The 26,415-nt window shown below is 41.9% G+C and carries 35 protein-coding genes and 1 tRNA gene; 1 reads left to right on the top strand and 35 read right to left on the bottom strand.

Features of this window, described 5'->3' with window-relative positions:
* Positions 1–11: 11 nt before the first annotated feature.
* The 34 genes from KGF65_RS08285 to KGF65_RS08120 form a co-directional block, all read right to left on the bottom strand.
* Complete coding sequence (locus KGF65_RS08285) at positions 12–2,864, bottom strand: phage tail domain-containing protein (protein ID WP_216748330.1); 2,853 nt, start codon at positions 2,862–2,864, stop codon at positions 12–14.
* A 12-nt stretch (positions 2,865–2,876) separates the two neighbouring features.
* A complete protein-coding gene (locus KGF65_RS08280) occupies positions 2,877–8,525 on the bottom strand; it encodes a phage tail tape measure protein (protein WP_216788194.1) in 5,649 nt (1,882 codons plus the stop codon).
* 14 nt (positions 8,526–8,539) lie between these two features.
* Complete coding sequence (locus KGF65_RS08275; RefSeq protein WP_050339227.1) at positions 8,540–8,722, bottom strand: hypothetical protein; 183 nt, start codon at positions 8,720–8,722, stop codon at positions 8,540–8,542.
* Positions 8,723–8,766: 44 nt separating this feature from the next.
* A complete protein-coding gene (locus KGF65_RS08270) occupies positions 8,767–9,093 on the bottom strand; it encodes a phage tail tube assembly chaperone (RefSeq protein ID WP_216748328.1) in 327 nt (108 codons plus the stop codon).
* Between the two features lie 15 nt (positions 9,094–9,108).
* Entirely contained in the window at positions 9,109–9,993 is an 885-nt protein-coding gene (locus KGF65_RS08265) for a hypothetical protein (protein ID WP_216748327.1), read from the bottom strand.
* A gap of 23 nt (positions 9,994–10,016) precedes the next feature.
* Positions 10,017–10,676 carry a phage tail protein gene (locus KGF65_RS08260; RefSeq protein WP_159257448.1) on the bottom strand — a complete coding sequence of 220 codons (660 nt, stop codon included), beginning with the start codon at positions 10,674–10,676 and terminating at the stop codon, positions 10,017–10,019.
* A gap of 14 nt (positions 10,677–10,690) precedes the next feature.
* A complete protein-coding gene (locus tag KGF65_RS08255) occupies positions 10,691–11,065 on the bottom strand; it encodes a DUF806 family protein (protein ID WP_159257450.1) in 375 nt (124 codons plus the stop codon).
* A complete protein-coding gene (locus tag KGF65_RS08250) occupies positions 11,062–11,499 on the bottom strand; it encodes a phage tail protein (RefSeq protein WP_216748326.1) in 438 nt (145 codons plus the stop codon). The genes KGF65_RS08255 and KGF65_RS08250 overlap by 4 nt, the downstream gene beginning before the upstream one ends.
* Complete coding sequence (locus tag KGF65_RS08245) at positions 11,492–11,839, bottom strand: phage head closure protein (protein ID WP_216748325.1); 348 nt, start codon at positions 11,837–11,839, stop codon at positions 11,492–11,494. Before KGF65_RS08245 ends, KGF65_RS08250 begins: the two co-directional genes overlap by 8 nt.
* A complete protein-coding gene (locus KGF65_RS08240; protein WP_216748324.1) occupies positions 11,823–12,176 on the bottom strand; it encodes a head-tail connector protein in 354 nt (117 codons plus the stop codon). Before KGF65_RS08240 ends, KGF65_RS08245 begins: the two co-directional genes overlap by 17 nt.
* Before the next feature lie 25 nt (positions 12,177–12,201).
* Complete coding sequence (locus tag KGF65_RS08235; protein ID WP_216748323.1) at positions 12,202–13,410, bottom strand: phage major capsid protein; 1,209 nt, start codon at positions 13,408–13,410, stop codon at positions 12,202–12,204.
* A complete protein-coding gene (locus KGF65_RS08230) occupies positions 13,411–14,088 on the bottom strand; it encodes a head maturation protease, ClpP-related (protein ID WP_050339237.1) in 678 nt (225 codons plus the stop codon).
* Positions 14,085–15,257: a phage portal protein gene (locus tag KGF65_RS08225; protein ID WP_216788193.1), complete on the bottom strand. Its 1,173-nt coding sequence runs from the start codon at positions 15,255–15,257 to the stop codon at positions 14,085–14,087. Before KGF65_RS08225 ends, KGF65_RS08230 begins: the two co-directional genes overlap by 4 nt.
* 5 nt (positions 15,258–15,262) lie before the next feature.
* Positions 15,263–15,436 carry a hypothetical protein gene (locus KGF65_RS08220; RefSeq protein WP_159257459.1) on the bottom strand — a complete coding sequence of 58 codons (174 nt, stop codon included), beginning with the start codon at positions 15,434–15,436 and terminating at the stop codon, positions 15,263–15,265.
* Positions 15,437–15,447: 11 nt separating this feature from the next.
* Positions 15,448–17,325: a terminase TerL endonuclease subunit gene (locus KGF65_RS08215; protein WP_056952840.1), complete on the bottom strand. Its 1,878-nt coding sequence runs from the start codon at positions 17,323–17,325 to the stop codon at positions 15,448–15,450.
* Complete coding sequence (locus tag KGF65_RS17045; RefSeq protein ID WP_050339241.1) at positions 17,318–17,818, bottom strand: phage terminase small subunit P27 family; 501 nt, start codon at positions 17,816–17,818, stop codon at positions 17,318–17,320. Before KGF65_RS17045 ends, KGF65_RS08215 begins: the two co-directional genes overlap by 8 nt.
* Before the next feature lie 102 nt (positions 17,819–17,920).
* Positions 17,921–18,385 carry an HNH endonuclease gene (locus KGF65_RS08205; RefSeq protein ID WP_225351371.1) on the bottom strand — a complete coding sequence of 155 codons (465 nt, stop codon included), beginning with the start codon at positions 18,383–18,385 and terminating at the stop codon, positions 17,921–17,923.
* A 46-nt stretch (positions 18,386–18,431) separates the two neighbouring features.
* Positions 18,432–18,788, bottom strand: a complete 357-nt coding sequence (locus KGF65_RS08200) for a hypothetical protein (protein ID WP_216748322.1) — start codon at positions 18,786–18,788, stop codon at positions 18,432–18,434.
* A 134-nt stretch (positions 18,789–18,922) separates the two neighbouring features.
* Positions 18,923–19,099, bottom strand: a complete 177-nt coding sequence (locus KGF65_RS08195) for a hypothetical protein (protein ID WP_216748321.1) — start codon at positions 19,097–19,099, stop codon at positions 18,923–18,925.
* Positions 19,083–19,391 (bottom strand): hypothetical protein, encoded by a 309-nt coding sequence (locus tag KGF65_RS08190; RefSeq protein ID WP_216748320.1) that lies wholly within the window; start codon positions 19,389–19,391, stop codon positions 19,083–19,085. The genes KGF65_RS08195 and KGF65_RS08190 overlap by 17 nt, the downstream gene beginning before the upstream one ends.
* Positions 19,392–19,697: 306 nt before the next feature.
* A tRNA-Ile gene (locus KGF65_RS08185) sits at positions 19,698–19,769 on the bottom strand.
* A gap of 700 nt (positions 19,770–20,469) precedes the next feature.
* Positions 20,470–20,898, bottom strand: a complete 429-nt coding sequence (locus tag KGF65_RS08180) for a transcriptional regulator (protein WP_003638317.1) — start codon at positions 20,896–20,898, stop codon at positions 20,470–20,472.
* A gap of 287 nt (positions 20,899–21,185) precedes the next feature.
* Positions 21,186–21,377 carry a hypothetical protein gene (locus KGF65_RS08175; RefSeq protein WP_216748319.1) on the bottom strand — a complete coding sequence of 64 codons (192 nt, stop codon included), beginning with the start codon at positions 21,375–21,377 and terminating at the stop codon, positions 21,186–21,188.
* 266 nt (positions 21,378–21,643) lie between these two features.
* The gene (locus KGF65_RS08170) at positions 21,644–21,820 is read right to left on the bottom strand and encodes a hypothetical protein (RefSeq protein ID WP_162985048.1); all 177 of its coding nucleotides are present in this window, start codon (positions 21,818–21,820) and stop codon (positions 21,644–21,646) included.
* 80 nt (positions 21,821–21,900) lie between these two features.
* Positions 21,901–22,068, bottom strand: coding sequence for a hypothetical protein (locus KGF65_RS08165; protein ID WP_101809556.1), 168 nt, complete (start codon positions 22,066–22,068; stop codon positions 21,901–21,903).
* On the bottom strand, positions 22,061–22,369 hold the full coding sequence (locus tag KGF65_RS08160) for a hypothetical protein (RefSeq protein ID WP_050339248.1): 309 nt from the start codon (positions 22,367–22,369) through the stop codon (positions 22,061–22,063). The genes KGF65_RS08165 and KGF65_RS08160 overlap by 8 nt, the downstream gene beginning before the upstream one ends.
* A gap of 156 nt (positions 22,370–22,525) precedes the next feature.
* Positions 22,526–23,239, bottom strand: a complete 714-nt coding sequence (locus KGF65_RS08155) for an ATP-binding protein (protein ID WP_253954964.1) — start codon at positions 23,237–23,239, stop codon at positions 22,526–22,528.
* Positions 23,240–23,394: 155 nt separating this feature from the next.
* Positions 23,395–24,189 carry a replisome organizer gene (locus tag KGF65_RS08150; protein WP_216748317.1) on the bottom strand — a complete coding sequence of 265 codons (795 nt, stop codon included), beginning with the start codon at positions 24,187–24,189 and terminating at the stop codon, positions 23,395–23,397.
* Positions 24,190–24,287: 98 nt separating this feature from the next.
* On the bottom strand, positions 24,288–24,593 hold the full coding sequence (locus KGF65_RS08145; RefSeq protein WP_088770050.1) for a hypothetical protein: 306 nt from the start codon (positions 24,591–24,593) through the stop codon (positions 24,288–24,290).
* Entirely contained in the window at positions 24,594–24,764 is a 171-nt protein-coding gene (locus tag KGF65_RS08140) for a hypothetical protein (RefSeq protein ID WP_191982859.1), read from the bottom strand.
* A 48-nt stretch (positions 24,765–24,812) separates the two neighbouring features.
* On the bottom strand, positions 24,813–25,037 hold the full coding sequence (locus tag KGF65_RS08135; RefSeq protein ID WP_216748316.1) for a hypothetical protein: 225 nt from the start codon (positions 25,035–25,037) through the stop codon (positions 24,813–24,815).
* 11 nt (positions 25,038–25,048) lie between these two features.
* The gene (locus tag KGF65_RS08130; protein ID WP_065674474.1) at positions 25,049–25,249 is read right to left on the bottom strand and encodes a hypothetical protein; all 201 of its coding nucleotides are present in this window, start codon (positions 25,247–25,249) and stop codon (positions 25,049–25,051) included.
* Positions 25,250–25,260: 11 nt separating this feature from the next.
* Entirely contained in the window at positions 25,261–25,500 is a 240-nt protein-coding gene (locus tag KGF65_RS08125; protein ID WP_050339255.1) for a hypothetical protein, read from the bottom strand.
* Positions 25,501–25,634: 134 nt separating this feature from the next.
* Positions 25,635–25,913, bottom strand: a complete 279-nt coding sequence (locus KGF65_RS08120) for a hypothetical protein (protein WP_050339256.1) — start codon at positions 25,911–25,913, stop codon at positions 25,635–25,637.
* A gap of 67 nt (positions 25,914–25,980) precedes the next feature.
* Here KGF65_RS08120 and KGF65_RS08115 point away from each other — a divergent pair, with 67 nt between their 5' ends.
* Complete coding sequence (locus KGF65_RS08115; RefSeq protein WP_016058354.1) at positions 25,981–26,307, top strand: hypothetical protein; 327 nt, start codon at positions 25,981–25,983, stop codon at positions 26,305–26,307.
* Here the strand turns inward: KGF65_RS08115 and KGF65_RS17280 are convergent.
* A complete protein-coding gene (locus tag KGF65_RS17280) occupies positions 26,279–26,410 on the bottom strand; it encodes a hypothetical protein (RefSeq protein ID WP_015380502.1) in 132 nt (43 codons plus the stop codon). The genes KGF65_RS08115 and KGF65_RS17280 overlap by 29 nt on opposite strands.
* Between the last annotated feature and the right edge of the window lie 5 nt (positions 26,411–26,415).

The following is a 26,415-nucleotide window of genomic DNA, read 5'->3' as shown; positions in this document are numbered from 1 at the left end:
TTCAAATCTCCTTACTTGTACGTTGGTCTATATGTCATAGCCCAGTCTGCTGTAGCAATCGTTGGTGAAATAGCAATCTCAGTCTCTTCACCGCCTTGTAGACTTGGCCAAGAGCTACCAATAGATAGCTTGTCCATATATTCAGCGTCATCTTTATAGATTTTGTGCTCTTGAAAATCAAATTTAAGTGTGTTGTCACTGTCAGCAATTGGCGTTACATCTTCAGTGTCAACGGCTTGATAAACCTTCAAATCATACCCAGACATCACATCATTTTTGTAATAAACGGCGTTGCCCTTAGAAGTGCTGTCATAGGTGTCTAAGCCTTTAATGTTCATCTTAGCCGTGTGCATAGCAATTTTGGCCAAAGAAAAAGCGTAGCTAGATGAAAGTGTCTTGCTACCGCTCTTTGAAAATCCGTTCTTCTTGGCTTTGTGCGTGCTACTATCAAGCTCTTCTATCTTATAGGTGTACTTGTTACCCACTTTTCTGATTCTGAACAGGCCATAAAAATCACTAAATGATGATGTACTAGTATTTACAGGCGTTGTCACAGTTTTAGCCTGAGCAACACTCTTGCTGCTAGTGGTTGTGTAGTACCAATTTGCTGTAGCCAGCGCCTTCAACTTTTTTAGCTGTTTCTTTTGAGCTGTAGTCAGTTTCTTCTTGTTCTCAAGTTTTTTCAGTGTAGCCTTGTATGACTTGATTTTAGAAGCACTATAGCGCACTTTGCTCTTCACTGTTTTCTTAGTCGTTGAGCTGTCATAATACTTGATCGTTTTTGTGCTAGCCTTCCCCTTAGAAGTCGTGCCATAGCCTTCATAAAGATGGGTATGAGCAGAGTGTGTACCAATTTGAAGTTGTGCCATTACCTTGCCGCTATCAGTATTATCTTTCAGCATAATTTTGCCACGGCGTGCGCCATCTTCATCTAATAAGTAAAACTCAATTTTGCCTTTAGCATAAGACTGCTTAACGTGCATTGACATACGCACATCAACTTGCCAATCAGTAGGTGCAGTTGAAAGGGTTCTCATGACAACCGGCCCGTAAAATTCCGTATAAGAATGGTTCTTAGCTGTCCCAAAATTAGCGACTTTCTTATTAGTATATGAACCGCTTGAGTTGTACACCTTTACCGTATGTGTTGCCACACGGAACCCGCTAGTTGATAGCGTGGCCATTTTACCATCAACTGAACTGTTTTCCAGTTCAAACGATGTACTAGTTAAGGTGCTCCACCGGTTTCTGGTGTCCATAGGGTCATGAAGAATCAACGTATCACCCGTTGCTGCTTCAGTACCTGTTTCAGTATCAACATCTTCACCAACGTAGCTGTATGATTGCTTGCTATTATATGCGTCATCATAAACAATTCCTGCACGGTTAATGCTTTCAGTTGGCACTACGGTGAATACAGGCTCAGTGGTTGCATTCCCGTCTGGCGTAACGCTGAAAGTTGTGCTGTTAGTCAAAATAAATTGAGTGTAGTAAGCCGTGTCTGAGTCATCAAATAGGGTTGTGATCGTAGCGTCTGAGTTTGTGACGTAGAACTTGAAGCTGTCAATGGTGATAGTGTCCGTGTTTCCTTGAGATAGATACAAATACAGGCTTTCAGTGGCACTATTCAAAGACGGCCAAGAAAAATCTGTATCAACCGTGCCTTCATAATTACCATATTCATCAGTGTCATCAGCGTCAGGGGTAACCGTTGCAACAGTATTAGTGGCAACAAGTTCCCCGCTACTATCGTACTCAGCTAACTGAATATTGAACGTGTTAGACACGCTGTCTGCGTCACTATTCCATGAACAACCAAAGTGTGTGGCCGTAGGTTGAGCCCGAATCATCAACTGAAGACCGCTCAGAGTGACACGTTCAGCAAACAAGTTAATGTACAAAGAGCAATCAGAAACGCTGGCAATTGACAGTGTGCTTGAAAGCGTTGCTGTCCCTATTGCCGTCCCTGAATATGTGCTTGTACCGTCAGGGCTATCAATTGCAATTGTTGCTGTAACATCTTGTGTAGTGCCGTCTGAGTATGTCACCGTAAATGTGGCATAAACTTCACTGGTTGATCCTACTGAAGTTGTAGCAGTTGCGTCACCTGTAGCGTCACTAGATGTAACTGCTGTAGTAGACGGTGCGTCTATGATGTAGTCAAACTGAAGCTGCACGTCACTGCCCTGAGCGTCTGTGATGAAGTCATCAGCAACACTAGCACTTTCTACAGCAACACCTTCAGCATAGTCATCACTGCCGTAGTCACGCTGAGTATCAGTGTCATCACCAACTTCATTAACGGTATCTTCAAGATAGTTACTGGAAGCAACCGTTTTAATATCCAAAGCGTCGTCACTTAGCTGTAAAAGCTTACCTGAAGTGTAGTAACGTGGATAAACCCAGTGCTGTGCACCAAAGCCATGTGGGTCACTACACTTAAAAGTAATTGTGAAAGTTGCCATATAGTAGCTTGCTTCATCAGTCCATGACGGTGTAGATATATCAGTAACGTGGCCAAAATAAACAATAATGCCATCATTGTTGTCACCTGACCAAGTAATAGGCTGCTCTTCTTCATCAGCTTTATCACTCCAAAGACCTTCACTAATATCACGCATAATCTGATATACGTCATCAGACTTATCTGCAATAACAGTGCACTCAGCCGTGAGCTGAAGTCCACCATACGAATTAGACATGTAACCCAGTCCCACACGGCCGGGAATTGTCTGCGTATTTTCAGTGATGTCAGGCGTTATGTTTCTGGTGAATTTATTTACCAAGAAACCCATATCATAATTGGTCAAAGTACCAATACTCAAAATGTTATTAGACTGAAAATCACTGCTTGTTAATTCCAAAGATCACCCCTCCTAGTCTGTTGCAAAGTTTTTAATCCTAGTCTGTTTCTTAGATACACTCTTGTTAATCTTGTAAATGTCGTTCTTAGTCAGCGCTGTATCATATTGCGCAGTGTACAGATTATCAAGGCCATCTACCACTTTTTGAAGCAATGCTGTGGTGGTAGAATCACTAGCACTTGAAGTTGATGATGTACCACTAGCTGCGCTCAACTTATTCTTATCACGTGAAGCAAACATTGTGGCAACTTGACCAAGCAACTCATAACCACGGCTACCCTTTTGAGAACTCATAGGAATAATGGCTTCCAATTGGTTACCTTCAGAAATGTGAGCAAGTTTCTCAACATTGCTGAAACCCCCGTTAGCATAGCGTTTATGGCCAGTTGGCCCCCACCCACCAGATACGCTAATATCAGATAACCAGCTTGAATCATTAAACATTGCGGCAATCTGAGAAGCACCATGTCTGATGTTATTCGGGTATTTATGCCCCGCTTTTGTAGGCAACCATGATTTGAAAGTAGGCTGAATATATTGAAGCAGACCAATTGAAGGAGTTCCCGCTTTTGCGTTAGAATCCCAGTCATTTTCTACAGTGGCACTACCGTTTGACTCTTGTTTAATTCGACTCAATACAGCTGACATACCGCTAGAAGTTAGATCAACATTCATATTTGCAGCAACTTTTTTGATAACCGGTTTCCAACGTGTTACCCCTGAGCCAGTGGGGTTATTAGCGTTGCCGCTGCTACCACCATTAATCGCTGACGCAAGTTTCTTGAAGCTCTTTTCAGCATTCTTGATGACTGACTTACCAACATTGTTGTATGCCTTATTCCAAGTGCTTGACTTCACCCAGCCTTTATTAGGAACTTTAATGCTAGTCATGCCGCTCAGCATTTTCTCAACTGTTTTGATAGGGTGACTGATTGCAGATTTTACTGTCTCGCTTAGGCTCTTGTATATCTTACTTGCATTTTTAGTGAGTGACTTTACAAAGCTAGACAACGTGTCAGTACCGCTTGCAAAGCCGGGTAATACCTTGCCTTCACCATAACCACCATTTAAAACTTTGGCACTGTCTTTAGCATTCAGAATATGTTCATCAGAGTAGACCTGTGTTACTTCAGCCCCCTGAGTACCAAGCAAGCGCATGGTACCCCGTGTAGGACTGTAAGCTAACTCTGTACCTTCTTCACCAACAAGTGCCGTGCCCGTCTTACCTACCGTGCCATTGCCAGTACCCTTTGCATACGTCATGCCGCCCACTTTAGTCATGGTGGCATTGTACTTGGCAGTTGAACCACTTACACCAGTGAGCCATTTGATTTTGCTAAGCCATTTGATAAAGCCTGAGAAGATGTTTGATGAGCCACTTGCACCTTTACCGGCAGCTTCAATGGTATTATTGCCTTGCTTGACCATATGCGTTGTAACGCCCTTAGATTGACTCTTGGCCGTCTTAACAACTGACTTTTCTTGAGCAGAAATTTGAGACTCAGTTTTTTCTTTGGTCTGTTTTGCAGCAGACACAGAATTTTTGTACTGAGTATTCGCTTCATCAGTCAGCTTTTTACGCATTTTAACAGCATAATCGCTGTTGCCTGTGTAAGTCTTCTTAGCAAACGCAATAATGTCATCACGCTTGTTAGCAGCGGTCTTCTTTTCAGACTTATAATCATCTTCAGCTTGTTGAATATTTTTCTTAGCTGTTCGATATGATTCGCTGATCAATTTGTCTGCCATTTGCTTTGAAATTTTACCGTTAGAAGACTTCAGCTTAGACATAATAGCTTCTTGCTTCTTACTGCTACTAGTCAGCGTCTTTGAAATGGTTTTTGCTAGGTCAGATTCTTTGTCAGCGTACTTTTTAGCATAAGCAGAAACAATACTTTGCCGTTTCTTTGCGTATTTTTTGCTGGTGCGGTTAACAGCTTCGCCCTCTTTTACAGAGAGCTGTTCACGTTTGGCTTTATAAGACTTTTGAATCTTGTTAATGCCCTTTTGACCGCTGTACTCAATGCCGTCAAGAGTGACTGTCTGGCCACGTTTTATTTTTGCAATGTTACTCTTTTCTTCAGTGGCCATTGAGCTACGTTTTCCGCTGTATTTACTTTCAACCTTGTTGATTGCTTTGTTGCGGTTCGTAGTTTCGGTTTCCAGCCGCTTAGTTTCCTGCTTGGTAATCTTTTTAATACTTGAAGCAGCGTTTTTAGCACTCTTAGTAGTCTCACTATAATGCGACTTGACTAGCTTTTCTGTTTTAGCTAAATCACTCTTGCTAATTAGGCCATTTTTGTACATCCTTTTAGCCTGAGCAAGTTGGCTCTTAGCCTGTTTTGCACTACTATTCTTAACTTGCTTGTACAAGCTGTTGACACTAGCAATAATGCTTTTTTTAGCAGAGTTGAAGCTGGTCTTGTCATAGCTGACGCTGAGCTTCAAGCGGCTCTTGTTAATTGTCTTGAAGGAAGCGTTAGCCTTCTTTACAGAGCTTTGAACCGACTTAGGCAGTGAGCTGAAGGTCTTTTGTAATTCTTTGGCCTTCTTAGCAGCTTTTGTGAGCTTAACAACAGTCTCAGTTGTACCGTCAGCCTTAACCACGGTCTTAATCGTGTGAGTCTTGTTGTACTTATTCAGCTTATCTATGCTCTTTTTAGAAGCTGAGATAAGCTTGCTAGTAGTCTTGCTGCCTCCAAGTGCGTCACCGATTGAAGCGCCTAACGCTAAACCAGCAACCGTACCAAGACCGGGAACGACAGAGCCCAGAGCCGCACCAATTCCACCGCCAAGCACCGTACCAATACTTTTTGCGCCAGCCTTAGTTTTAGTCTTTGTGTTAGAACTGGTCAAAGAAGTATAAATATTCTTGCCAAGATTAATACCTTCAGCAGCTAACGCCACAACATTGACTGCCTTCAGAGCGACTGAACCCACCTTGCTAACCACACTACGTGAAGCAGTAAGCAACTTAGACCAGCGGCCAGTTTTAGTGACCACACCTTCAGTAGCCGTTTCAGCCTTCTCTACGTTTTTAGCAGTCTTGGCCGTTTCCTTTTCAGCTTTTGACCAGCTACTACTACCAGTAGAAGTAGACGTAGTACTGACCGTATCTTCAACTTCACTGGTGACGCTACTTGAAGAGCCTACCGCTTCTTTTTCCTTTAACGCCACTGTAAGACGCTTCACAGCACCTGTTTCAGTGTTAATTGCAGCAGTTTCTTCAGTAGCAGTCACAGCTACCTTTGATTTTGAGCTCTTGAACAAGTCAAAAAGCCCTGACCATTTACTTTTTAGTGAAGTAGCAAATGTTAGTAATTTCTTGCTGGCAAAATATGTAATCAATACGCCACCAACAGCTTTTAGCGCTGTTTGATGTTTGGCAATTTTCCCTAGAATACCGTTGATGTCTTCCAATACACCGCTAGAATTTTTGCCATTCTTATGTACAACTCCAAACATTGTACCGATAGTCTTCAGTGTGCCAGCGAAAACTGACCATGCACCTTTAGCAATCAGCCCAGTGATTGTACCCAGATTGTTAACAATCCCAGCTAACGCAGATGAATGCTTAGCTAAATAGCCGAACAGATCAGCAATCTTATTAGCCAAGCTCCCCACAGCTTTACCTAACTGCTTTAGTCCTGCCATTGTCTGCGTATTGTAAAACGTCTTTGTTAACTCTTTTGATGACTTATAAAGTGCTGGCAATAAATTTTTACCCAGCAAAGTGATCAGCGCTTGCCCTGCCTGCTTAAATTGAGCATAGGCATTCTTAGCAGTCTTCATGTTAGCTTTGGCCAGTGACGCAACATAAGTGCCCTTCTCACCAGCAGCACCAATTTTTTTAGTTAGGTTGCCAAGTTGATTAGCATTCTCAGAAAGGATTGAAGCAGCATTCATTCCAGTTGTGCCAAAAATAGCTTTGAAGAATGCGTTCTTCTTAACCGTGCCCCAATTTTTGGTTTTGTCGTTAATCTGAGTGAAAATGTTGCTCATTGACTTTAAGTTACCATTTGAGTTTTTGACTTGAATACCATACTTTTTGAGTGCTGAAGCGTTGCTTGAAAGTGAAGTCAAAACTTTACGGACACCAGTTCCGGCCTTGTCCGCTTCCAAGCCCCGATTACTAAGCACACCAAGCATTGCAGACGTTGATGATAAGCTAACGCCAGTTGTCTTTGCAATCGAACCGACATACTCCATACCCTTACCTAAGCTATGAAAATCTGTGGCGGTCATATCAGCCGTGTAAGCTAATTCGTTAACAACTTTCTTTGTGTTAGCCGTCATCTTGGCTGTATTGTTGGTCTTCATACCAAAAGACTCAATAACTTGAGATGATACTGAAACGACATCAGAGAATTTATCACCCGTTGCAACAGACGCTTGAAGTTCAGACTTCATAACTGCTACAGCTTCTTTTGCGGTATGGCCACGTTTGACCAGATCAAGATAAGCTTCAGCAATTGATGATTGTGATTTACCGTACTTCACTGAGTATTTTGTTGCGTCTGACTGCATTTTTGCAACCTGCTTAGCAGTTGACTTGGCACTTTCACCACCTTTAACTAAAACGTTTGTAACGGTCTTATAAGTGGTTTGTAAGTCAGAAGCTTTCTTAGTACCGCTGACCGTTGCAGCCCCCAGCCCAGCAGTTGCTGCCGTAACTGTCAGAATTGCATTGCGGTAACGTGAAAAAGTAGAGCTTATCTTAGAAGCGGTCTTAGAAGCCGTGTCACGCACTTTAGTCATGCCAGTGGACATTTTACCGTACCGACTATTTAAGCTACGCATTTCACTTGCCTGCTTGTTATAAGCAGTGGTGAGCTTATTAATGCGGGTACGCTGTTCCTGAGCTTTATCAGAACTTGTGCCGTAACGGGCATTAAGACTGCTAAGCAAGCTTTTTTCTTTGGTCAGTTGTTCATCAAGCAAAGTATGCTCTTTTTTCAGACCGCTAAGCTTGGCTTTTTGAGCACTATAGACATTGCCTTCAGATTTGAGCTTGTCTACATAGCTAGATGTTTCTTCTCTGGTTCTCTTGATAGCGGCTTTTACTTGAGTAATGCCCGTCTTGTAAAGTTCAGCCTTCTCATTAGCCCTTTGCTGTTGCGCAGTCAGTGACGCAATCTCTTTGCGGGCTCTTGTTACCTGAGTAGTAGCTTGATTTAAATACTTGCGTGTATTTTCATACTTAGAATTGGCCTTTGAAACAACGTTCACTTGTGATTTATAACTTGATTCTAGGCTCTCTACATTACTCTTTAGCTTCTTGTAGGCGCTCGAATTAGTCCCCAGACTTTCCTTGACCTGCTCAAGCCGTTCTTTTTCGGACTTTAGCTTTGTGCCTACGCTGCTAAGTGCTTCAGATTCTTTCTTCAGTGTGTCTTCCTGCCGGTTAAAAGAACTAGTGAGTTCCTTGACCTGCTCTCTTGATTGCTGAAGAATTTCTTTCTCCACTTTTAATTGCTGAGCAAGCTTCTTAGCTTTCTCACTGTATGCTTCAGTAGTGTTACCTGCTGACCGCATTTCTTTGAAGCTTGCGTTCGTGTCGCTTTTTAAGAAACGCAACTGTTCCCGCATTTGCTTAATTGCAGTCTTGAAGCTGCTCTGTTCAATATCAAATCTGAACCGATAGCCTGAAATTGTTTCCATTATTTTCCCCCTTCCTACGCTTTGATAGAACCACCAATTGACAAGCCTGCACTGCGTAGTGCAGCAAGTGGGTCTTGTGCCCGCTCTTCACGTGGTTTGGCCAGCATAACCCGATTAATTTTGAAGAAGTCTTCACTCTCATAAACACTGATAGGAATACCCATTTGAATCATGGCCTGCTGATAGTTATAGTCCATGTCTTCAAGTGCATTTTTTGTTTCACGCAGCCTTTTGCGGGCGGCTATTTTTTTGCCTTTTCCTCCGTTGGAGACATAGGCTGTGCACCAAAGATAGCGGCTGAAACATCAGCAAAAGCGTTTTGCGTTTCAACAAAGCCTGCGTCCCAGATACGATCAATTTGTTTTTCATTGAGTTTGAAAACATTAGCCAAGAAGTCAATGACTTCACCAATCATTGAAATTTGACCTGATAAGGCTACATCTTCACTGTCAGCCGCTTCACTTGCATTAGCTGTCTTGGCAACTTGCAGGGCGTTGCGGGCGATACGGTTAGTGATAGTTACATTGACAGTCTTCTTAATTCCTACGTTGTTTAAAGTTAATTTCATGGTTAATTTCTCCTTCTATTTGACCTGATTAATTGCGTGCACATACTTTGCTGAGCACCGGTGTTCATCTACAAAGCTTAAATCTGTTTTGAACGGTGTTTTTCGTACATATTGACCCTTAAAAAATAAGTGATCAGAATCACTTTTAACCACGCCGGCATTATGTAAAATCTTAGTTTCTTTATACTTCTTTACATCATCAGTGGCCATGCAAAAATCAAGCTCATGATCTACTAGTACACCAATATTGAAATACATCAAATTCCATAACTGCGCCCACATCTCAGCAGTCCATGCTTGAATGTTGCTATCAGCCTGCTGAAGCAAGCTATATAGCGGCGTGCAGTCCTTATAAACCTTTTCCCAGTATTCAACACTAGGCTGAACAATAAGCCATTGAGCGCCGCCAGAATTGCCGTTAATGGTTTCTAGCGATGAGACTGTAACCCCGATTAGGTCAGCCATTTTATGTAGTAACTTTTCCCCGTTCTTGCGGCTACGAATGTAGTCAAGATTCAAATATCCATTGCAGTTGCTTGCCACCCAGCAATTAGGCTTTGCAGGCAATTTGCTAATGTTTGGCTTCTCACGAAAAATCACATCAGAATCCATGTAGAAATACGTCTCATATTGGCGTGAACTGTCTTCTTCCAAGAACTTCCACCAAAGATACGGCTTAACACTTGGAATGTATTGCTTGTCCCCACGTTCGTCTCTGTAGACATGCACTTCTACACCGTACTTGTCAGCAAAGAACTGTGGAATTTTATTGTTGTGTGACGTAAAGAGCAGAATAATATCTGCTGGTTTAACGTGATTGCTGTCAATCAGGTTGGTCAAACACACTTCAAGTTCCCACTTAAAACGTTGAATTGCTGGTTGACATAGAATATAGTGCATATCGCTTTCTTCCCTTCTTTAAACTAGGCTACAGTAGTAGTGCTAGTAGTCGTAGTTGAAGCGGCTACAGTCGTAGTAGTCGTTGTGTCACTGCTTGCTTGCGGGAAAATGGTATTTAACACATCTGATTCTTCATAACCGTCTGCGTCAGACCAAGCAATCACACCATAGTCACCGTCTTCATTGCCAAGTGGCGTATAAGTTAATGCGTCAGTGACGCGGTTTTCAGTATCTTGATCAGTTGCAAGTGATAAATCACCGGGCGTCATGATACCTTTATAGAAGCCAAAAATGATGTCACCACCGTCATCAGTGTTTGAATATACGGCCATTGCTAAGTTCACAGGGTCGCCTTCAAAGTTGAACTTACCGTTGCCAAGGTCTTTACGACCAAGAATCTTATTCAACGTTTCATAGTTAAAAGCATTGACGGTAAGAGCAATGCTTGGCTGTGCCTTACCAACAGACATCTTAACTCGTGTGTTGTTACCATAAACTGAAGTAGTTGAACCGGCTAAACCAGTTAATGAAGCAGCATTTGCCCCTAAATCTTCAGAAACAGTGACAGTGTAAATACCGTCACCGTCATCATTTAAACCACCTGAAGTGATTACTTTGTTGTTGTCGTCCAATAATGCTAACTTGGCTTTTTGTAAGCCAATATATCCACCTTTTGCACCCATTATGTATATTCCTCCTAGTTCGATTTTCTAAATTTAATCGTTTGTATAATATTTTCCGTGTCTGGCGTTATTGCATGGCCACCGATACTAAAAAAGCGATACCCGTTATTGAACATCACTACTTTTAGGCTTTCTTCAATTGTGTTCATGTCCTGATCATAATCAGAAGGATAATAGAACTGAATCTGAACTTCATCATAGGCTTTAACCGCAACGCCGTTGCCGTATAAATATGTATCAACATCTATTTCAGTTACTAAAATGATAGGGGTGTCATCTACCCAGTCGCTATCAGCAATTTTATAAGCGTGAATATTTGAAGAATCTATATTCACCAGAGTTGCTGTGTTTGCTTTTAGCAGCGCAACCACCTTTGAAGCGGGGGTCATCTTTTCACCTTCTTATCAATAGCGCCTTTTACGCCATTAATCATTATTTTTTTGACAGCAGACTCACTCTCAAGCCGTGTGAGTTCCCAGAAATGAAGCCCCGCCACATGAGAATGAGTCTGCTTATTTCTGTCTTTGACCGTCCACCCGTCATTCAAGAAACGGCCAATATATGCTTTTTTGCTTTCTTTTGAAAACCCATCTTCTACATAGCCGTTCGGTGCGTTAATGTGCATTATGAACGCCGAACGCAAGTGAACCGTACCGCCACCATAAACGTGTGCGCTTTTTGGTATACGGTCATCACTAAGCATTACCGTTTTAAAAGCAGCGGCCGCTTTAGTGTTGATTTTCAGGCGCTCTGTAGTGCTCAGCCCAGTTTCAAGGCTGGCCATAAGGTTATCTAATGATTCAGAATCAAGTTCATTAGCCATGAGCAACCACATACTTTCTCACTGTAATCAAATCATAACTGACGGCCGTGCTGTCGTCAGATGAAATACTAACAACGTTATATAAATCGCCGTCAAACTTAACCTTCATCTGGTCATTGACCTTATCAGTATGCCTAATGACTATAACTGACGTATCTTCAAGTGTAGTACCGGCCACTTCAACCTGTTGAGAAAACGAACGGCTGTAGCGCCCTGCATATCGTGAGAATGAAGATTGAAACACGTCAATAGAATCACCAGTGTTAGGGTTGACTTCATCACCTGCCACCATTTCACCAAACTCTGCCCGCTTATTCAGCCGGTTAGCTTTCAGTTTCATCGTCCACCTCCGACTTTATGCGATATTTAATACTATTGATAAAGTACAAGTAAGCAGGCGGGTAAGCTAATTCACTGTCCGATAGACCACCACGGCTGTTATAAGTGAAGTCTACCAACGTTCTAACCGCCTGGTTGAACAAGTCATTAGCACGGTACACGCTGGCATCAATAGAATCATCTATTTTACTAATAACATCTGTTTCAGCCATTGAAATTAGCGTGGCCAACAAATCATCCTGTTCATCAACAGACAGATATTCTTGCATATCAGCAACGGTCACGCCGCTGGTAGTCGCTACAGTCGTTGTAGTGGTTGTTTCTGTTGTTTCAGACATTAGCAGCCCTCCTTGCAGTTATAAACTAGGCTGCCGTAGTGGTGGTAGTCGTAGTAGTTGAAGCAGTCGTAGTTGAAGCCGCAGCAGTCGTAGTAGTCGTCGAATCTGAATCTGTGACGGTCAAGAAGTAACCGGCCTTAGGATCAGCTTGCTGTGCACCAAACCGCATGACAGCACCTAAATATTGACCATAGGTAGGGTTATCAATCCATGACAGTGAAATTTCTTTGCGATCAGGGAAGAGAACGGCACGCTTCAGGTCACCAACAAAGGCTTTTGCTTCACCGTCAGCGCCCAGCAAGCTGTCATTGACAACCTTCACGGGAACGCCTAACAAAACGCTGCCTGAAGGTTCTGTAATGCTTTGGTGAAGTAAGTATTGGCCGTTTTTATCTTTCAACGTATCAAGAGCTTGGTACATGCTTTGGCTGGCAACAATCGTGCGCGCATAGCCAGTATCAAGATCAACATTCAAGATATGCTTGATAGTGTCCACTAAGTCACTTGATTCTGCTGAAACCGCCGTGAATGATTGTAATACCGGTGCAATGGCCTTGTTAACCGTGTTGACCTTCTTTTCACCGATAGAGTGGCCAATTAAAGAAGTCAAGTCTACTTGAGCGTCATCAATTGACTCTTCAGAAATTGGTAATGCACCACGGTAAGTAGAAACTGACCAATCAACTTCTTCAAATTCTGGCGCAGCTAGTTCAGGGTTAGTCTTCAATTCTTCAGTTGAAGCTAAGGAATCATCTGCCCGCTTCAAAATTGGATAAGTCCCCTTCTTAGTAGTTACAGGCAACTTAGTAACTAAAGTTGATAAGTCAACAACTGTGTTAACTTCAGACGTAGGATCATAGATAATTGTTTCTGGCACTAACGGTTCGACAACCGTTGACGTCACAGCAGTTGCAGCATCATCTGAAATTTTACGGCCGCGGCTATGTACAAAGTCATTAATGGCAGCCTTTTGCTTTTCCAGATTGCTCTTCTTAGGCGTTAAGTCTTCGCCTTTCTTGTTTAACACTGGTTGTGGTTCAGCGCCGTTGTCCTTGTCGTCTTCAGCTAACTGTTCACGCAGAGCATTGCGTTGTACTTTCGCATTGTGTAATTCGTCCTTGATTACCTTAAAATCTTTCTCATTGAAGCTGTCATCAACTAATGCAGCTTGTAATTGTGCGTTTAAATCGCTGCACTTATCACTAATTTGCCGGTATTTTTCTTGTAAATCCATTTATAAATCCTCCTTTAAAATCTCTAGCTTTTGTTGTGTTAAAGACAGCTTTGCACTGTCTTCCTGCTTCTTTTGTTGCTTGTGGTACATGGTCTTCACTTTGTTCATCAGCTTAATTGGTATCTGTGGCACGGCGTTGAACACCGCTTCTTTTGAGTAGTCAATAATTTCATCAACTAAGCCAAGATCAAGAGCGTCTTGTGGTGTCAACCAGCTTTCTTTATCCATTAATTGCAAAAACTCATCAGTAGTACGGCCAGTTTTGGCTGCATAAACCCCAGCAATTGTGCGGTTAGTAGCTTCTAACATGCCTGAACTTTTATCCATATCATGATAGTCACCGTCTGCGCTTGAAGAAGCATTGTGAATCATCATCTGAGCGGCAGGACTGATACGAACTGTGTCACCAGCCATTGCAATAATCGTGGCCGCACTATATGCAGAGCTACTAATCTTTGTAGTTACCTTGCCCTTGTAGTCTTTTAACGCCGTATAAATTTGAGCAGCAGGGTCAACTTCACCACCAAAGCTGTTAATGTCAACGACTACATCACTGCCGTCACTTGGCAAATTATCAATGATGTCTTTAGGTGAAACCACCGTCATACCAATATAGTCACGATAGATGTCAGCGTCATCATCATTTGTGATTACTCCATTGACGTTTAAAACGTTCATTCTTTCTCACCTCCTTTCAATGTTGAAGTAGTCCCCGTTGCCGGTGCTTTAAACTCTGGCAAATTCAGCGGTAAATAGCCTTTTGACTTCAAGTAGAACTCAGCTTGCCCTTGATCAATCGCCCCGCTTGTAACCAGTGCATTGACTTGGTTCACAAGCACGGTGTCATTTGCGTCTTGGATAGTCTTGGTGTCAATTGTCAAATCAGGCACCGCAAGCTTGAGCTTTAATTCTTCAACTAGCGGGTAAATGTACGAGTTTAAATTTGAAAGGTACACAGAATTAACCTGAGAAATGTTACTGTGATTGCTTTCAGTAGAAGTACCACCACCCAGCACATCACTAGGAACGCCAAACGCTTTAGAAATTTGATCAGCACTAAAGTTTGAGTTCTCCGTGAGCACAGAGAAAACGTCTGTTTTCATTTCATACGGGCTATATTCCATGCTGTCAGTCAAGACCATGACTCTACCTGCGTTATTGCCAGCGTTCGCATTCTCAAACTCTTCTCGTGCTGACTTCAAATCAGCAGCATTGCCGATAAAATTGGATAGTTTCAATGTCCCTGAAGGGGCAATTTGACTATCTAATGCTTTACCATTTGAGCGATACGTCTTTTCGGCAATATCAAGCGCACCCTTCAGACTTTCTAGCGGTGAACGCCCTACCAGATACCGATAGCGTGCGTCAGGGCTCAATCTAAAGTGAAGCATTTGTGACTGCGGCAAAATCATTTCTGGCCGGTCATTATTGGCCATAACAGTGTACGTGATACCTTGATTGCCTGAATTGTAATTAATTTGAACATCAGACGGCGGCACGTGTTCCCACTGGTTGCCATTCAATGGCACATAAGCATTACCTGCTAACAGCAATTGAATAATTACACCTTGCCAAAAAGAAAAGCGTCCAATCAAAGGATTAGGGCGCTCAAGAAGGTCTAAAACCGCTGTATTTTCCGTGCTCAGCCTTGCACTGGCAATGTCGCTGGCAATTTGGACTACAACCGCATAAACGTCAGTGTTATTAAAAGCACTGCGTGCGGGTGTATAGCTAATTGGATTACCAGCGATATTAGTCACAAAGGTGGGCTGCTCACTAGTGCTAGGATAGCTCATGTCATTGCGAATTTTTGGCCGTCTGTAATTGCTTGGTGTCATCAATCCCATTTATCTCACCCCCTTTCATGTGCATAGGCCAAAGCCATTGTGATCAGGGCAAGACCGGCCACCAGAAGGCCAAGAGTGAAATTGACATTAAAGGCTGCTAAGTCAAGAAATGTTAATCCTGCAATGAACAGAATTACAGATAACCAGTTAGCTAAAAAGAAGCCAATAGCTTTCATCACTTTCAGTATCATCACCCCCCAAACATTGCTTTGAAGAAGTCCGCACGCTCACTGTGATTCAAATTATTCAAAGGGTTGTAGCCTTCATCTGGCCTGTAGCCTTTAAAATAATCCATTGCTTGTGAGTATGCGTTGATCAGTGCGTCTGTCGTATCAATGTGCTCACTGACCCAGTTTTGACGGTCAATCTTGATTGCACCACCCCTGTCTTCAACAAGTACAGCGTTGTTCAAGCCGTCTGTCATGAGCGGGTCATCAATCATTTTAATATTGCCGTTTATGAACTGTGTCTGAAATTCTTTAGTAGGCACAGACAACTTATAAGAAGTAGGTGCTAAAGTCAGCAGTGGCCATTCTGGTTGATAATTTTCAATCATTTTAACGAACCAAGCAGCTAAGTTAGGGTCGGCAACTACCGCTTTTATCTTTAACTGGTGCTGATAAACGTAATCTACCAGCCATTGGTAAACCTGTTGCTGGTTAATTGTCCCAGCAGGGTTTCTAGTGACTTCGCAGAGATGACGTTCAGCAAGTTGCCGATAATTTAACCCGTCCTGTTTCTCTTTAGCACCAATGGACTTAGCGGCCGCAAACGGAATGAAGCTGTACTGCTGAGCGTAGAACCGGTTGCTCTTTCCTACCTGATAAGGGTAAATCAATCCAAAAGACGTATTATCATTGGTCTGGCTTGCGTCAAAACCAACGTATACTTCACGATTGTCAACGTCAAAGCCGTCAATAATATTGTTCTTGATATTCTCAAGAGAGATGAAGCTATTTTGAAAGCGGCGGCTCCACACGTTAAGCGACTTGTTCACGAATGAAGCAAGCTCACCTTCACGCTCTTGCTTATCTCTAAGCTTGATAAGGCCGTCTAACAACTGGTCTTTAAGTTCAGGGTGTCCCAGCAACGGGTTTGACTTCTCCCAGAGTTCAGGACTGAAGACTTCACTATCATTGTCTTGGCTATAAATCATCATGAAAGTATCTTCAGCGTCGCGCAGGCTGTCTTGTCGCATTATTTTGCGCATAACGTCCTGATCATTCTTGAATTTAACTTTGACATTAGGATAAGCGGTTGAAATTTCAAGAAAAAGACGGTTACTGATTTTTGACTGTCCCGAAATAATCTGGTTAACACTTTCGTTCATCTTAGGCTGCAAGTTTCCAATTTCATCAAACACAGCAATTAGGTTGTGGTAACTATCAAATCCCCCTGCCTGTGCTGAACCAATACGAATAGTGTTCTTGTTCTTATGGCCAATTACCTGACGTGTTTGAGCTTCAACGCCTTGCTTTGCAGCGTCTTCTTTAAAATCAGGCGACTTGATAATCACTTGAGCTTGCAAAGAAACGTAGTCAAAAAGCTTTTTAGCGTGTTCATTGTCATAGCTTGCCACAAGAAAATCTTGAGAGCTGGCCTGTAGACCAATCACAAAATAGCTGAAATTAACCAAGATTGAAGCAAGCCAAGTCTTCCCTTGTTGCCGTGCGATTGAAACAATTCCAGTATGGAATCTGCTACCTTTATGCACAGGATCACGCCAGCCAATCAAGTTATCCAAGATAAAAGACTGCCACGGCATAGGATTGATTAGCGTATGAATGTCTGTAGGGTCAGGAATGGTACGGGCAAAGTATTCTATTGCGTTCACCATGTCTAAATTGTAGATATACGGAAAATCTTCATCACCCTGACGCAGTAGATCGTTCAGGTGACGAATACAGCCAAGCTGAGTATCTTGACCAGTTATGTATTTATCAGTGAAGAGTACGTCATAGGCGTACTGTGTGGCAGCGTCAGGATAATCTGACAGCAGTGCCTTATAAGTAGGCTCTTCTTCAATAATGGCTTGCTTGATGTCTTCTACTCCAACATAATCAGACACTGAACTTCACCACCTTCAACGGGGTGCTTTTGGCACTGTCGTCTTCATCATCATGAGTTTCTGCAAGTACCTGTCCACTCCGTGCGTCAAATGAGAGTCCTAAGTCAGCGCCTAGACTCTTCAGAGTCCTTGCAGCCGTTTCAACCGTCACAAGTGCTGGTGAACGTTTTACGGGTATGCCGTCATCATTAGAGATATACTCACCATATTCTTCAAGCTTCTCTTCAGCACTCCGATAGTACCCATATTCAGAGCAAAATAACTCTAAACTGGTACGGTCTAACTGCTTCACTTTGTTCAATTTTCTCAATTCAGGTACTAAGACTTTCCACAGTGCCCTCCCGTACCCGTTTAAGTGGCGTGGGGGTGTCAATTGAATATCAGCAAGCCCGCTTTGAATTTTTGAAATTTTCTTATCTTCTTCATGAATCTCTTTATGATAATCACCGTCATGAGTGACTTTGCGCTTTCTTCCTGCATGTTTTTCATTCACTAGTATCACCACCTTGATCAACCTTTTAATTTTCGCAGTTTTGTTTGTTTTTGAGAGTGCTTGTGTGAGCTCTCCCTGAGCTTCATAGGCGGGGGGTGTTTTTCAGTGCTTGTGTGCTAAAATCCACTCTCTGCAGCTCTCTTTGTTCCACTGAGTCGCAACATCTAAATTTGAAATAAAATTTTCATCTCCGTCTTCATAAATGTCTTGCTCAAGCTGTCCTTTCCAATAGTGGCAACTATAGCAGAGCACCCAGAGATTGTTGCTGTCTAATTGCTTGCGCTTGTCTATCCGTCTTGGTGTGATATGGTCTACAACTAGCTTTCCTTTACCAAGAGCAGTATGGCCACAGCATTCACATGTCATGTACGCTCTCTCTTTAGCAACTCTGCTAAGCTTGCGCCATGCCACACTGTGATAGAAAGCATTGGCTTCCTTGTCACGATAGTTGTGGTTGTAATCCTTGCTGAGTTGCTTGCGTTCCCACTTGTTGTAGTGCTGATAAGGTCTAGGCTTGTAACAACTAGCGTGCTTAGCACAGAAAGGATTCTCTTGCTCATAACTCACCAGCTCATTACAACCTGACATGCGACAGACTTTCATTCTCATAACATCACCGGCATAAGTCTACATACACATTAATGTTGTTATCTGTACCGTCATTCGTGTAATCATAGTTTACAGGGTAATTAGCGTTATAGAACGCTTCAGCAATCTGTAACACTTTGAACCGGCTCAGCATTGGTTTGGTTGAACTAAATAGTAAATACTTGGTAGTGAAGTCTAACGCCACATCTGCTACTTCCTTGTTTACTTTCTCCCAGTCTTCAGCAGTCATAACGTCATAAGCTTTCTTGTGGAATGTCAGAGAGTCTAACTTGAGTGGGCTACCACTGATTTGTGCATAGCTCTCCTTCACTTCGCCAAGTACGTCATCTACATTATCTGCTGTAATTGCTTTGAGTTTCATTACTTGTCAGCTCCTTTGCTGTTATTGTGTTCTTGTAATTGATTAGCACGCACGGTTAAGAGTACGAATTGCCATGAGTCTGCATAGTTCAAACCTGATGTCCTTGACCATGATGTAGGCACTCAATTAGCTCATCACTCTTTGGAACATTTGCAGGTAATTCCATGCTGCACCTCCTTATTTTTCTCCAAACTAAAAGCGCCATGCTTTTTTGCACGACGCTTGTCTTTACACCATTTATCTAAGTGGGCATCCATCTCCGCTTCTTGTGGCGTGACGTAGCCGTATTTGGTTTTAATCAACTTTACCATGGGGTACCTCGTCATCAATTATCTTAGCCAGTCGTCTCAACTCACTAAAACTAATCGCCATTGCTACGCTGTCACCGCTAACATCATCGGTAGCTAGCAAGAATCCGTTTGATGGATTAATGACTACACTTAGTTCTTCGCCATAGCCATCTTTATAGTTGAAGCTTTGTTGCTTTTTAGCATGCTTTGCAATTTGGGGATGTTGCTTAATATACTTATTAAGCCCACGTTCCATGTCTTGAAACGTTTTCCGGAAATCACTTGCAATAGCTTGACCGTCTTTAATATTCATTGTGATACCTCCTAATCGTATATACTAAAAAAGCCTGACGTAAGTCAGACTTATGTATTGCTGTCTCATAAGATGGCGATCCCATTAATCAACAATACGATTTCATATAATACTATATCTCACATTATTTGAGTTGTAATACGCACTAAAGTACTTCACAAAAAAACTCCCGCCAATAAGCGAGAGCAGTTTGAAGGATTTTAGTTTGAGCAATCAAAGAAATTCGTGAGTATCTAGGCCGCTAAACTAATAAACTATGCCAGCGGTGAGAGGAGCGCTCTCACTCTCCCTAATGTCCGCTGGCAATATTCCTGGCTGGCATCGAACCAGCGACCTCCCAATTATAAGTTGGGCGCTCTGCCACTGAGCTGCGGGAATATGCGCTACCCGGGGCTTGAATCCGGCTAGCAATTACTGAGAAGGCATGAAGGCTATCGCCTCCAATGCATCTAATTATGTTCGTTACCACAGCGCGCCTGTTCCTGCAGGCAATCTGGTGGCCGTTTGATTGCGCGTCTTATGTAAGCGCCGTCCAGTTTTCCACGCTGAATGGCAAGCAAGTAAGCTGAGTTATCGTTGATTCAAATGATTTCACGCACTATCGCTTGCATGCTTACTTGCTTAATGTGCTTGGTAGGGATTTGCACACTACATGGCTGCCAGACTAATTAACGGCACAAGCACAGCCAATGTAAACAAGACGATGGGAGTTCATGTTATGAAGTTAATTCCAAACACGACTCCAGCCACATCTCAAGCTTTCAGCAGTTTAGTGACTTGCTTGGGTCAATGTGATTGGTGTGGAATCGAACCACACACGGATTCAAACCGCCTTTCTTCTGGTAGATCATCACCAGTTACAAGCACACGTTATACAGTTTTAGCCCTCATGAGTGACCATGCTGTATAACTATATCGCTGGTAGGCCTCGAACCTACATCCCATTGTGGCTTACCAATTAGCCCACAGCGACTACCAGTCTGTAATTTGGAGGATTACTTCATGCACGTCAATCACATTTGGCATACTACTAATTTATCACGTTTTTAGGGGTCGAAAGTGCCAAAATAGTGCCAACTTAGTCAATATCATAAAGACCAAAACCTTTTGCACATTCCTTAATGAAACTATTCTTTAATCTAAACGCATTACGACGACTAACGTTAATTAGGTGGTTTGCAATAAGACCATCGATTGTATACTGCGGTCGTTTACGAAAATACAACTCATTAATAATGACTTCCGTATCCTTGCCAGCATCATCCAAGCAGTCAGTAATCACGTTTTGTTGTCGCCTTAAGGTATTAATGCACCGATCATCGTCAATTGTAATCAATATGTCTAACGTCTGGCTACCATATTTATATTGTGCCTTGCCTCCACCCACGTTGTCATCAGCCGGTTTCACCGGGTATCGCAATTCTTGTTCACGGTCTTCGATATATTTGTCAATCTTCGGGTAGTCTCGCAAGATATCTTCCACTTTGCGGATAGTTGAAAGTCGCAAACTAATTCCTCCTTGTAGTCATTAATCATAGCACTGTCAGCAATAGCAATACTTTTTTGTAAAATTGTTATTTTTGATGTAAACTTACTTTGTAAGCGTTCTATACGCTTCCCCCAGCCCTACATTTTCCCTAATCAGTGTAGGGTTTTTAATTATCCAGTAACGTTGCAATGCTTTGGTAATTGTAGTAGAATTTGCCTATTCCAAGTAAGTAAACGTAGTCAGCAATGGCTGCGTTTTTTTATTTAACCAATCGAAGTATCAGCATTGCCTACGATATGAAATGCTCAATCTGGGTATACATCTAGCCAGTCACCAATGCCTGCATACCTGTTTTCAACAGCGAGTCCACTGACGCCCGCTTGATTAGTAGTGTCAATCACCAGCACAACTTCACCGTTATTCACGTTAACCAACACATCATGTTTCTTAATTAAAGTACCTTCATCATCAACTCGTGGTTCAATTTCTTTTGTCATTGTTCATCCTCCTATAAAATAAGAATTTTATTTAATAATCCATCTAACAAATCTACTTTTCTTAAGCTTCACTGAATAGTAATGTGTCAAAAAGTTCATCATAGCAGCTTGTCCAATCAGGTTTGAACCTAGCCGTTTAAGTACCAGATACAATAATGAAAGCTCGATCATCGTCACTAATCAAATTTCCATACACAAATGTCCCATCGTAATTAGCATTAATGACTTTCATGTTTTCAGTACTAATCGTTGGAATACCCCTAAACTTAATCATCGTCATCACCTCCTTGCGAATAATCAGTGCCCATATAAGGTTCGTCTAAATGTTCCAACTCATATAAAGCAATCTTAATTCCTTTGACATCCTCGAAACGTCCCTCATTCCAGCTATCAATAATGACATTGTTAAGCCGCTTACGTAATTCTTTCATTTCATCGGTCATCGTTACTACCTCCAATCGCTAGCAAGCCTGTGCCAATTGACTTAAAAGCCATTCTATTACTTCATCTGATTCACTCATTTTCAATCCTCCCCGAACGCTTCAAACGCCCGCTTATTAATGTTGTATGGCTCATATTCCTTAGCTAATTGCTTACTATCCAGCGTTTTAGCTGTGTTCGCTTCGGCATGTTGCTTCATTCGCCGGTGCTTCCGTTTAATCGTTGAACGCTTCTTAGTGTGTTTAGGCATTCTCGTCCTCCGTAATGTAGTATTTGTTTTCGTCAATCGCACGAATACGATTATCAAGCCAAGCGTTACTGTGTTTTAGCTCCTGAGACGTCCTAGTTTTACCCTGCTTGCCTTCCATGACTAATTTAATGGCATTATACTGGGTACGCGTAATCTCCATGTAATCGCCTGATACGGTCTTAATTCCAGGCATCTTATGCAAGTTAGCTAATTTGCTCTCAGGCACGTTAGCCATGCTGCCATATCTCACTTCTAGCTTATGAATTACTTCCAGCTCTTTCGACCAATTTTTGCTTGTCATAAACAATCTTCCTTTCAAACTCTTGTTCATATTGTTTATGTTTATTATTCACACAGTTAGGACATGGGTCAAATGTGAAACCATAACTCCCAAGTGGTTGTTGAACGACTTTACTACCATGACATAATTCACAACTCATACACTTCTCGCTCCTTTCTATTCAACTAATCCGCGGTGGTCTAAAATATTTGCAAACGTGATTCCATTATTAACACCGTGGTTTTTCATTCTGCTTAATGTTCTGTCACCATATCTTGCAGTTAAGTCGCTACCAATTAAGTTAGTGGTCACAATCACCGTCTTGTTTTCTCGGTCACGCCAGAATGCATCCGCCAAATCTAACGAATACTCGGTGCCACGTTCACTACCAAAATCATCTAAAATAACGACATCAGCGTTCTTTATCTCAGCCATGGTTTTATTGATTTGTTTTGCCATCTGATCGTCATTAAAAGACTGTTTCTTGCGTTCGATAAGTTCACGCCAGTCAATAAAGATAATTTTCCAACTAAAGAACGTTTCAACTGGCTTGCCATTCTTCATCACAGTCTTTAATAACTTGTAACCAGACCGCTCTAATATCCAGTACATCATACCTACCGCAAGATGTGTTTTCCCACGGCCGGTTGCGCCAATCATCAACGTGTGGATTGTTTCACCGTTAATAATGCGATTAGCTATCGTACGGCTACGCTCTAAGACTTGTTTGCTAGCATCACTCGATGCTGTATAATTACTAAAGCGACGATTAAAGACATCAAAGCTGCTGAAAATACTGTAGGTGTTAATATAGCCTAGCGCTTCGTTTTTATGTGCGGATGCTGTCAGGGCTTTGTTATCTGGTATTTCACGGTGGTTAATGTCTTCCATATAGCCGCAACTAGGGCACGCGCCGGCCATTTTTTGGCCCGTGCGCTTGTTTAAAATCTGTGGTCGTAGTAACGGTTTCCCACAAACGGGACAGTTAACCCCATAGGTTTCAAACACCTTAGACATTAGGTTAGTGACTACATCGCCTACGGTCTTTACCATGGCTGGTCACTATCCTTAACTTCTCTACCCTCAAGGGTAAAACCGTTAGACCGACCACTTCCTGAACGTCCAAATTCTTTCCGTGGTTGATTTAATTGGCTTTGCCCTTGTTTGTCCCTTTTAGCCCAGTTGCGGATGGTTGCCAGATAGTTCTTATACGTCTTACCATTCATACTGCAATACTCAGAAACGCGTTCGATTCGGCCCTGCCAGTCAGAAGGAAACTCCGATTTGAGTTTCTCCAATTGTTCATCCGTCAGTAAGACATTCTGGTATTGTCCATATTTGTGTCGTGTTGGTTTGGCTTTGCCTGGCTTGGGCTTACCTGGTTCTATATACTTACCTTTACTAACCTTACCTAACCTATCCTTACCTAACCTATGCGGTCCATTGTCCGTCCATTGGTTGTCCATTGGACGTCCAGTAACCTTACCCGTGTCAGCACGTGGTTTTGGTTCAGTTAATTCTATGTTTGGCAAGATTTCTAATAGCAAGTCCTTATATATCGAATCCACTTTTCTATCCGCTCGAATTCGATTATTTTCGTTCCAATCCGTGATATAGGCCACTAGATCATCGTTCAAAACATTCACAAAATTCTTAGCTACTAGTATTCGTAAATCATCCTCAACAGCACCAGTTTGCCGCATAACTGAAAACGCCTCCACAACACCATCATCGTCCGCATGCAACCCCAAATGGAAATAGAGTGCCTGACTGCTCAACGGCATCTTTAAAAATTTGGCGCTATCAGTTATACGGTTACTAAACATTCTTCTCTGTGCCATCTTTTAATCCTCCCTTATTTACTAGTAGGCATTCCACCCACCCGGTGTATTAGTCACTGCTGTATTTTTTAGTGCAAGCCAATTCGTTTTAGTGTTTCCTAAATCACTTTTTTATCTTTTAAAGTCTCCAACAAAAATTTTCCACCAGCCAGGCCTTCATCCGCATCTTCAAATTGCTGTTGCAATCCACCTAAGTAACCTTCTACTTCTAACAACAACCAGTCATATTCGTTAAGCAGTGCAATCTTTTCCTCATCGTCTAGGTCGTCAAACGAAACAATTTGTTGACGTGCCTGTACTGCCTTGTAGGCAAAGTCAGCAGCACTTGTAGCTGCAGATAACTTTTTTTCTACACGATTAAGTTTCATTTCAAATGATTGGCATTCAGATAGTAAGTCCACCATTTATTTCAGCCCCCTATTAAGCATCAAAACATTCAAGTAAAATGCCATCGCCATATTATTTTCAATTAGCTGTAATTCTGGAGTCAATTCTTGTGGATCGATTGATGCAATCTGCGTAATACCATGAAGAATACAATCCTGTTGTTCTTTGTAAGGTAATGGATTATCCATAACTACCGTCCTCTCTTTCTCAGCACTTGCAAACATTTCGAGTTAGCGTTAATATATACGCACACCTTGAATTGTTTTCTTGCTCCCTACTCTTGTAATCCACTCCAGTAGGGAGTATTTTTGTCTTTTAGCTTGCAAACGAGACTGCTTTGGAATAAAGTAAATGTTGGTACTAATCATCTCTTCCATTAGCCCGTCGTTAGCCGATACTAGCGATGGACTTTTTTGCGCTCGTTTCCATTCATTAACTGGTAAAATTGATACTTTTTGCATGATCATTCCTCCTACTTAATTACTTGAATACCATTAGTAATGATTTCAAATTGCTGGCTATTCTCTTCTACTACAGCCACCTCTTTTTTTGTACGCAACGTGAACGGAATTTGCTTAATTTCAACCACTCTGCCAACACCGGCTTCTCGTATTAATTGGCCGCAACTATACTCAGCCTTGTAACTCACTCGATCACCTACATGAACTTTCATGATCATTCCTCCTAATACATTGGTGGCAATGTAAATGTCCATCCATCGTCGTTTTCTTCATCTGGCTCGCAAACATTAATATCGTGTTCTTGCAATTCACCAATAAATTCTTCTGAATAGCCAAAGCATGGCCGCCGCTTAATGATTCCATCTGTATCGTACGTGATAGCGTTAATCAGCTCACGTTCATCTGCACGAATTGCGTTATACTTACGTGCTCTTAACGCGTGCTCAATGTTTTCTTCATACATATCGTTTCCTCCTAAATTCCAAACCAGTTTCTAATCTCTCGGCGTTTGCACCACACGGTTGTTAGCGCCCAGGTTAATGCCGCTACTTCTACCATGGCAATTCCTCCCAATAAATGGCCCCTCGCATAGACTATTTATAATTCATGATCTTCATAATATTTATCAGCGGATTTTTTTGAAATCCGTTGAACTCCGTCAACAACGGAAACCCTCAAACCGTCAACAATGAATTTGTCTAAAGTTTTGTCACTAACATTCATGTAAATTTGAGCTTCCTGTTTCTTCATCCAATACGGTAAAGCTTCACGGTCCATCATACTTTTAAATACAGATTTGATTATCCCTGTTAGCTCTTGCTTGATTGGCTCTAATACCTTGCTAGGCAGGCTTAAAGAGATGTCGTTAGATTCCATGTAACTCGCCTCCTATGTTTGCTTAGTTGTATACTTTGCTTATCCCAATAAATCGAGGTGATAAGATATGGATGGTTTGGATAAACTGGTGTCCGATTTTGATCGCATGAGCAACAATGCCAAAGAACTTGATGGCGATCATAAAGTTTCCTTTGAGAATTTATTTACCAATGATTTCTTGAACAAATATACAAGCTTCAAGACAACAGGTGATTTGCTAAGCGCTATCCCGGCAGATAACGTTAAATCCTTTGATGATTTTGATAAACCTGTAGTTGACGAAATCATTAACAAAAATTCACAGTTTTCAAGTTTTACTGAAATGCGAGATGAAGCTATTGAATTTTATGTTCTAAATGGCTTATCTAATGGAACTTCATTTGATATTCAGTAATTTTAGACATCGTATTTTGAAGTTGTTTGACCTGGTCTGATGCCTCGTCAAGCAGCTTTTTTAATTCATCTAAACTTTCAATTGTTACATTTAATTGTTCCATCTAAC

The sequence above is a fragment of the Lactiplantibacillus sp. 30.2.29 genome, assembly GCF_018991255.1.
GTDB classification, from domain to species: Bacteria; Bacillota; Bacilli; order Lactobacillales; family Lactobacillaceae; genus Lactiplantibacillus; species Lactiplantibacillus pentosus.
The sequence above is the reverse complement of the archived record's forward strand: the minus strand, read 5'-3'. Positions and strand labels throughout refer to the sequence as shown.

What these genes read in the sequence shown, in the direction of transcription:
- KGF65_RS08280 (WP_216788194.1), bottom strand. Translation starts at nt 8,525, where the DNA reads ATGGAAACAATTTCAGGCTATCGGTTCAGATTTGATATTGAACAGAGC.
- KGF65_RS08275 (WP_050339227.1), bottom strand. Translation starts at nt 8,722, where the DNA reads ATGGACTATAACTATCAGCAGGCCATGATTCAAATGGGTATTCCTATC.
- KGF65_RS08270 (WP_216748328.1), bottom strand. Translation starts at nt 9,093, where the DNA reads ATGAAATTAACTTTAAACAACGTAGGAATTAAGAAGACTGTCAATGTA.
- KGF65_RS08265 (WP_216748327.1), bottom strand. Translation starts at nt 9,993, where the DNA reads ATGCACTATATTCTATGTCAACCAGCAATTCAACGTTTTAAGTGGGAA.
- KGF65_RS08260 (WP_159257448.1), bottom strand. Translation starts at nt 10,676, where the DNA reads ATGGGTGCAAAAGGTGGATATATTGGCTTACAAAAAGCCAAGTTAGCA.
- KGF65_RS08255 (WP_159257450.1), bottom strand. Translation starts at nt 11,065, where the DNA reads ATGACCCCCGCTTCAAAGGTGGTTGCGCTGCTAAAAGCAAACACAGCA.
- KGF65_RS08250 (WP_216748326.1), bottom strand. Translation starts at nt 11,499, where the DNA reads ATGGCTAATGAACTTGATTCTGAATCATTAGATAACCTTATGGCCAGC.
- KGF65_RS08245 (WP_216748325.1), bottom strand. Translation starts at nt 11,839, where the DNA reads ATGAAACTGAAAGCTAACCGGCTGAATAAGCGGGCAGAGTTTGGTGAA.
- KGF65_RS08240 (WP_216748324.1), bottom strand. Translation starts at nt 12,176, where the DNA reads ATGTCTGAAACAACAGAAACAACCACTACAACGACTGTAGCGACTACC.
- KGF65_RS08235 (WP_216748323.1), bottom strand. Translation starts at nt 13,410, where the DNA reads ATGGATTTACAAGAAAAATACCGGCAAATTAGTGATAAGTGCAGCGAT.
- KGF65_RS08230 (WP_050339237.1), bottom strand. Translation starts at nt 14,088, where the DNA reads ATGAACGTTTTAAACGTCAATGGAGTAATCACAAATGATGATGACGCT.
- KGF65_RS08225 (WP_216788193.1), bottom strand. Translation starts at nt 15,257, where the DNA reads ATGGGATTGATGACACCAAGCAATTACAGACGGCCAAAAATTCGCAAT.
- KGF65_RS08200 (WP_216748322.1), bottom strand. Translation starts at nt 18,788, where the DNA reads ATGAAACTCAAAGCAATTACAGCAGATAATGTAGATGACGTACTTGGC.
- KGF65_RS08195 (WP_216748321.1), bottom strand. Translation starts at nt 19,099, where the DNA reads ATGGTAAAGTTGATTAAAACCAAATACGGCTACGTCACGCCACAAGAA.
- KGF65_RS08190 (WP_216748320.1), bottom strand. Translation starts at nt 19,391, where the DNA reads ATGAATATTAAAGACGGTCAAGCTATTGCAAGTGATTTCCGGAAAACG.
- KGF65_RS08175 (WP_216748319.1), bottom strand. Translation starts at nt 21,377, where the DNA reads ATGACAAAAGAAATTGAACCACGAGTTGATGATGAAGGTACTTTAATT.
- KGF65_RS08170 (WP_162985048.1), bottom strand. Translation starts at nt 21,820, where the DNA reads ATGACCGATGAAATGAAAGAATTACGTAAGCGGCTTAACAATGTCATT.
- KGF65_RS08165 (WP_101809556.1), bottom strand. Translation starts at nt 22,068, where the DNA reads ATGCCTAAACACACTAAGAAGCGTTCAACGATTAAACGGAAGCACCGG.
- KGF65_RS08160 (WP_050339248.1), bottom strand. Translation starts at nt 22,369, where the DNA reads ATGACAAGCAAAAATTGGTCGAAAGAGCTGGAAGTAATTCATAAGCTA.
- KGF65_RS08155 (WP_253954964.1), bottom strand. Translation starts at nt 23,239, where the DNA reads ATGGAAGACATTAACCACCGTGAAATACCAGATAACAAAGCCCTGACA.
- KGF65_RS08150 (WP_216748317.1), bottom strand. Translation starts at nt 24,189, where the DNA reads ATGGCACAGAGAAGAATGTTTAGTAACCGTATAACTGATAGCGCCAAA.
- KGF65_RS08145 (WP_088770050.1), bottom strand. Translation starts at nt 24,593, where the DNA reads ATGGTGGACTTACTATCTGAATGCCAATCATTTGAAATGAAACTTAAT.
- KGF65_RS08140 (WP_191982859.1), bottom strand. Translation starts at nt 24,764, where the DNA reads ATGGATAATCCATTACCTTACAAAGAACAACAGGATTGTATTCTTCAT.
- KGF65_RS08135 (WP_216748316.1), bottom strand. Translation starts at nt 25,037, where the DNA reads ATGCAAAAAGTATCAATTTTACCAGTTAATGAATGGAAACGAGCGCAA.
- KGF65_RS08130 (WP_065674474.1), bottom strand. Translation starts at nt 25,249, where the DNA reads ATGAAAGTTCATGTAGGTGATCGAGTGAGTTACAAGGCTGAGTATAGT.
- KGF65_RS08125 (WP_050339255.1), bottom strand. Translation starts at nt 25,500, where the DNA reads ATGTATGAAGAAAACATTGAGCACGCGTTAAGAGCACGTAAGTATAAC.
- KGF65_RS08120 (WP_050339256.1), bottom strand. Translation starts at nt 25,913, where the DNA reads ATGGAATCTAACGACATCTCTTTAAGCCTGCCTAGCAAGGTATTAGAG.
- KGF65_RS08115 (WP_016058354.1), top strand. Translation starts at nt 25,981, where the DNA reads ATGGATGGTTTGGATAAACTGGTGTCCGATTTTGATCGCATGAGCAAC.
- KGF65_RS17280 (WP_015380502.1), bottom strand. Translation starts at nt 26,410, where the DNA reads ATGGAACAATTAAATGTAACAATTGAAAGTTTAGATGAATTAAAAAAG.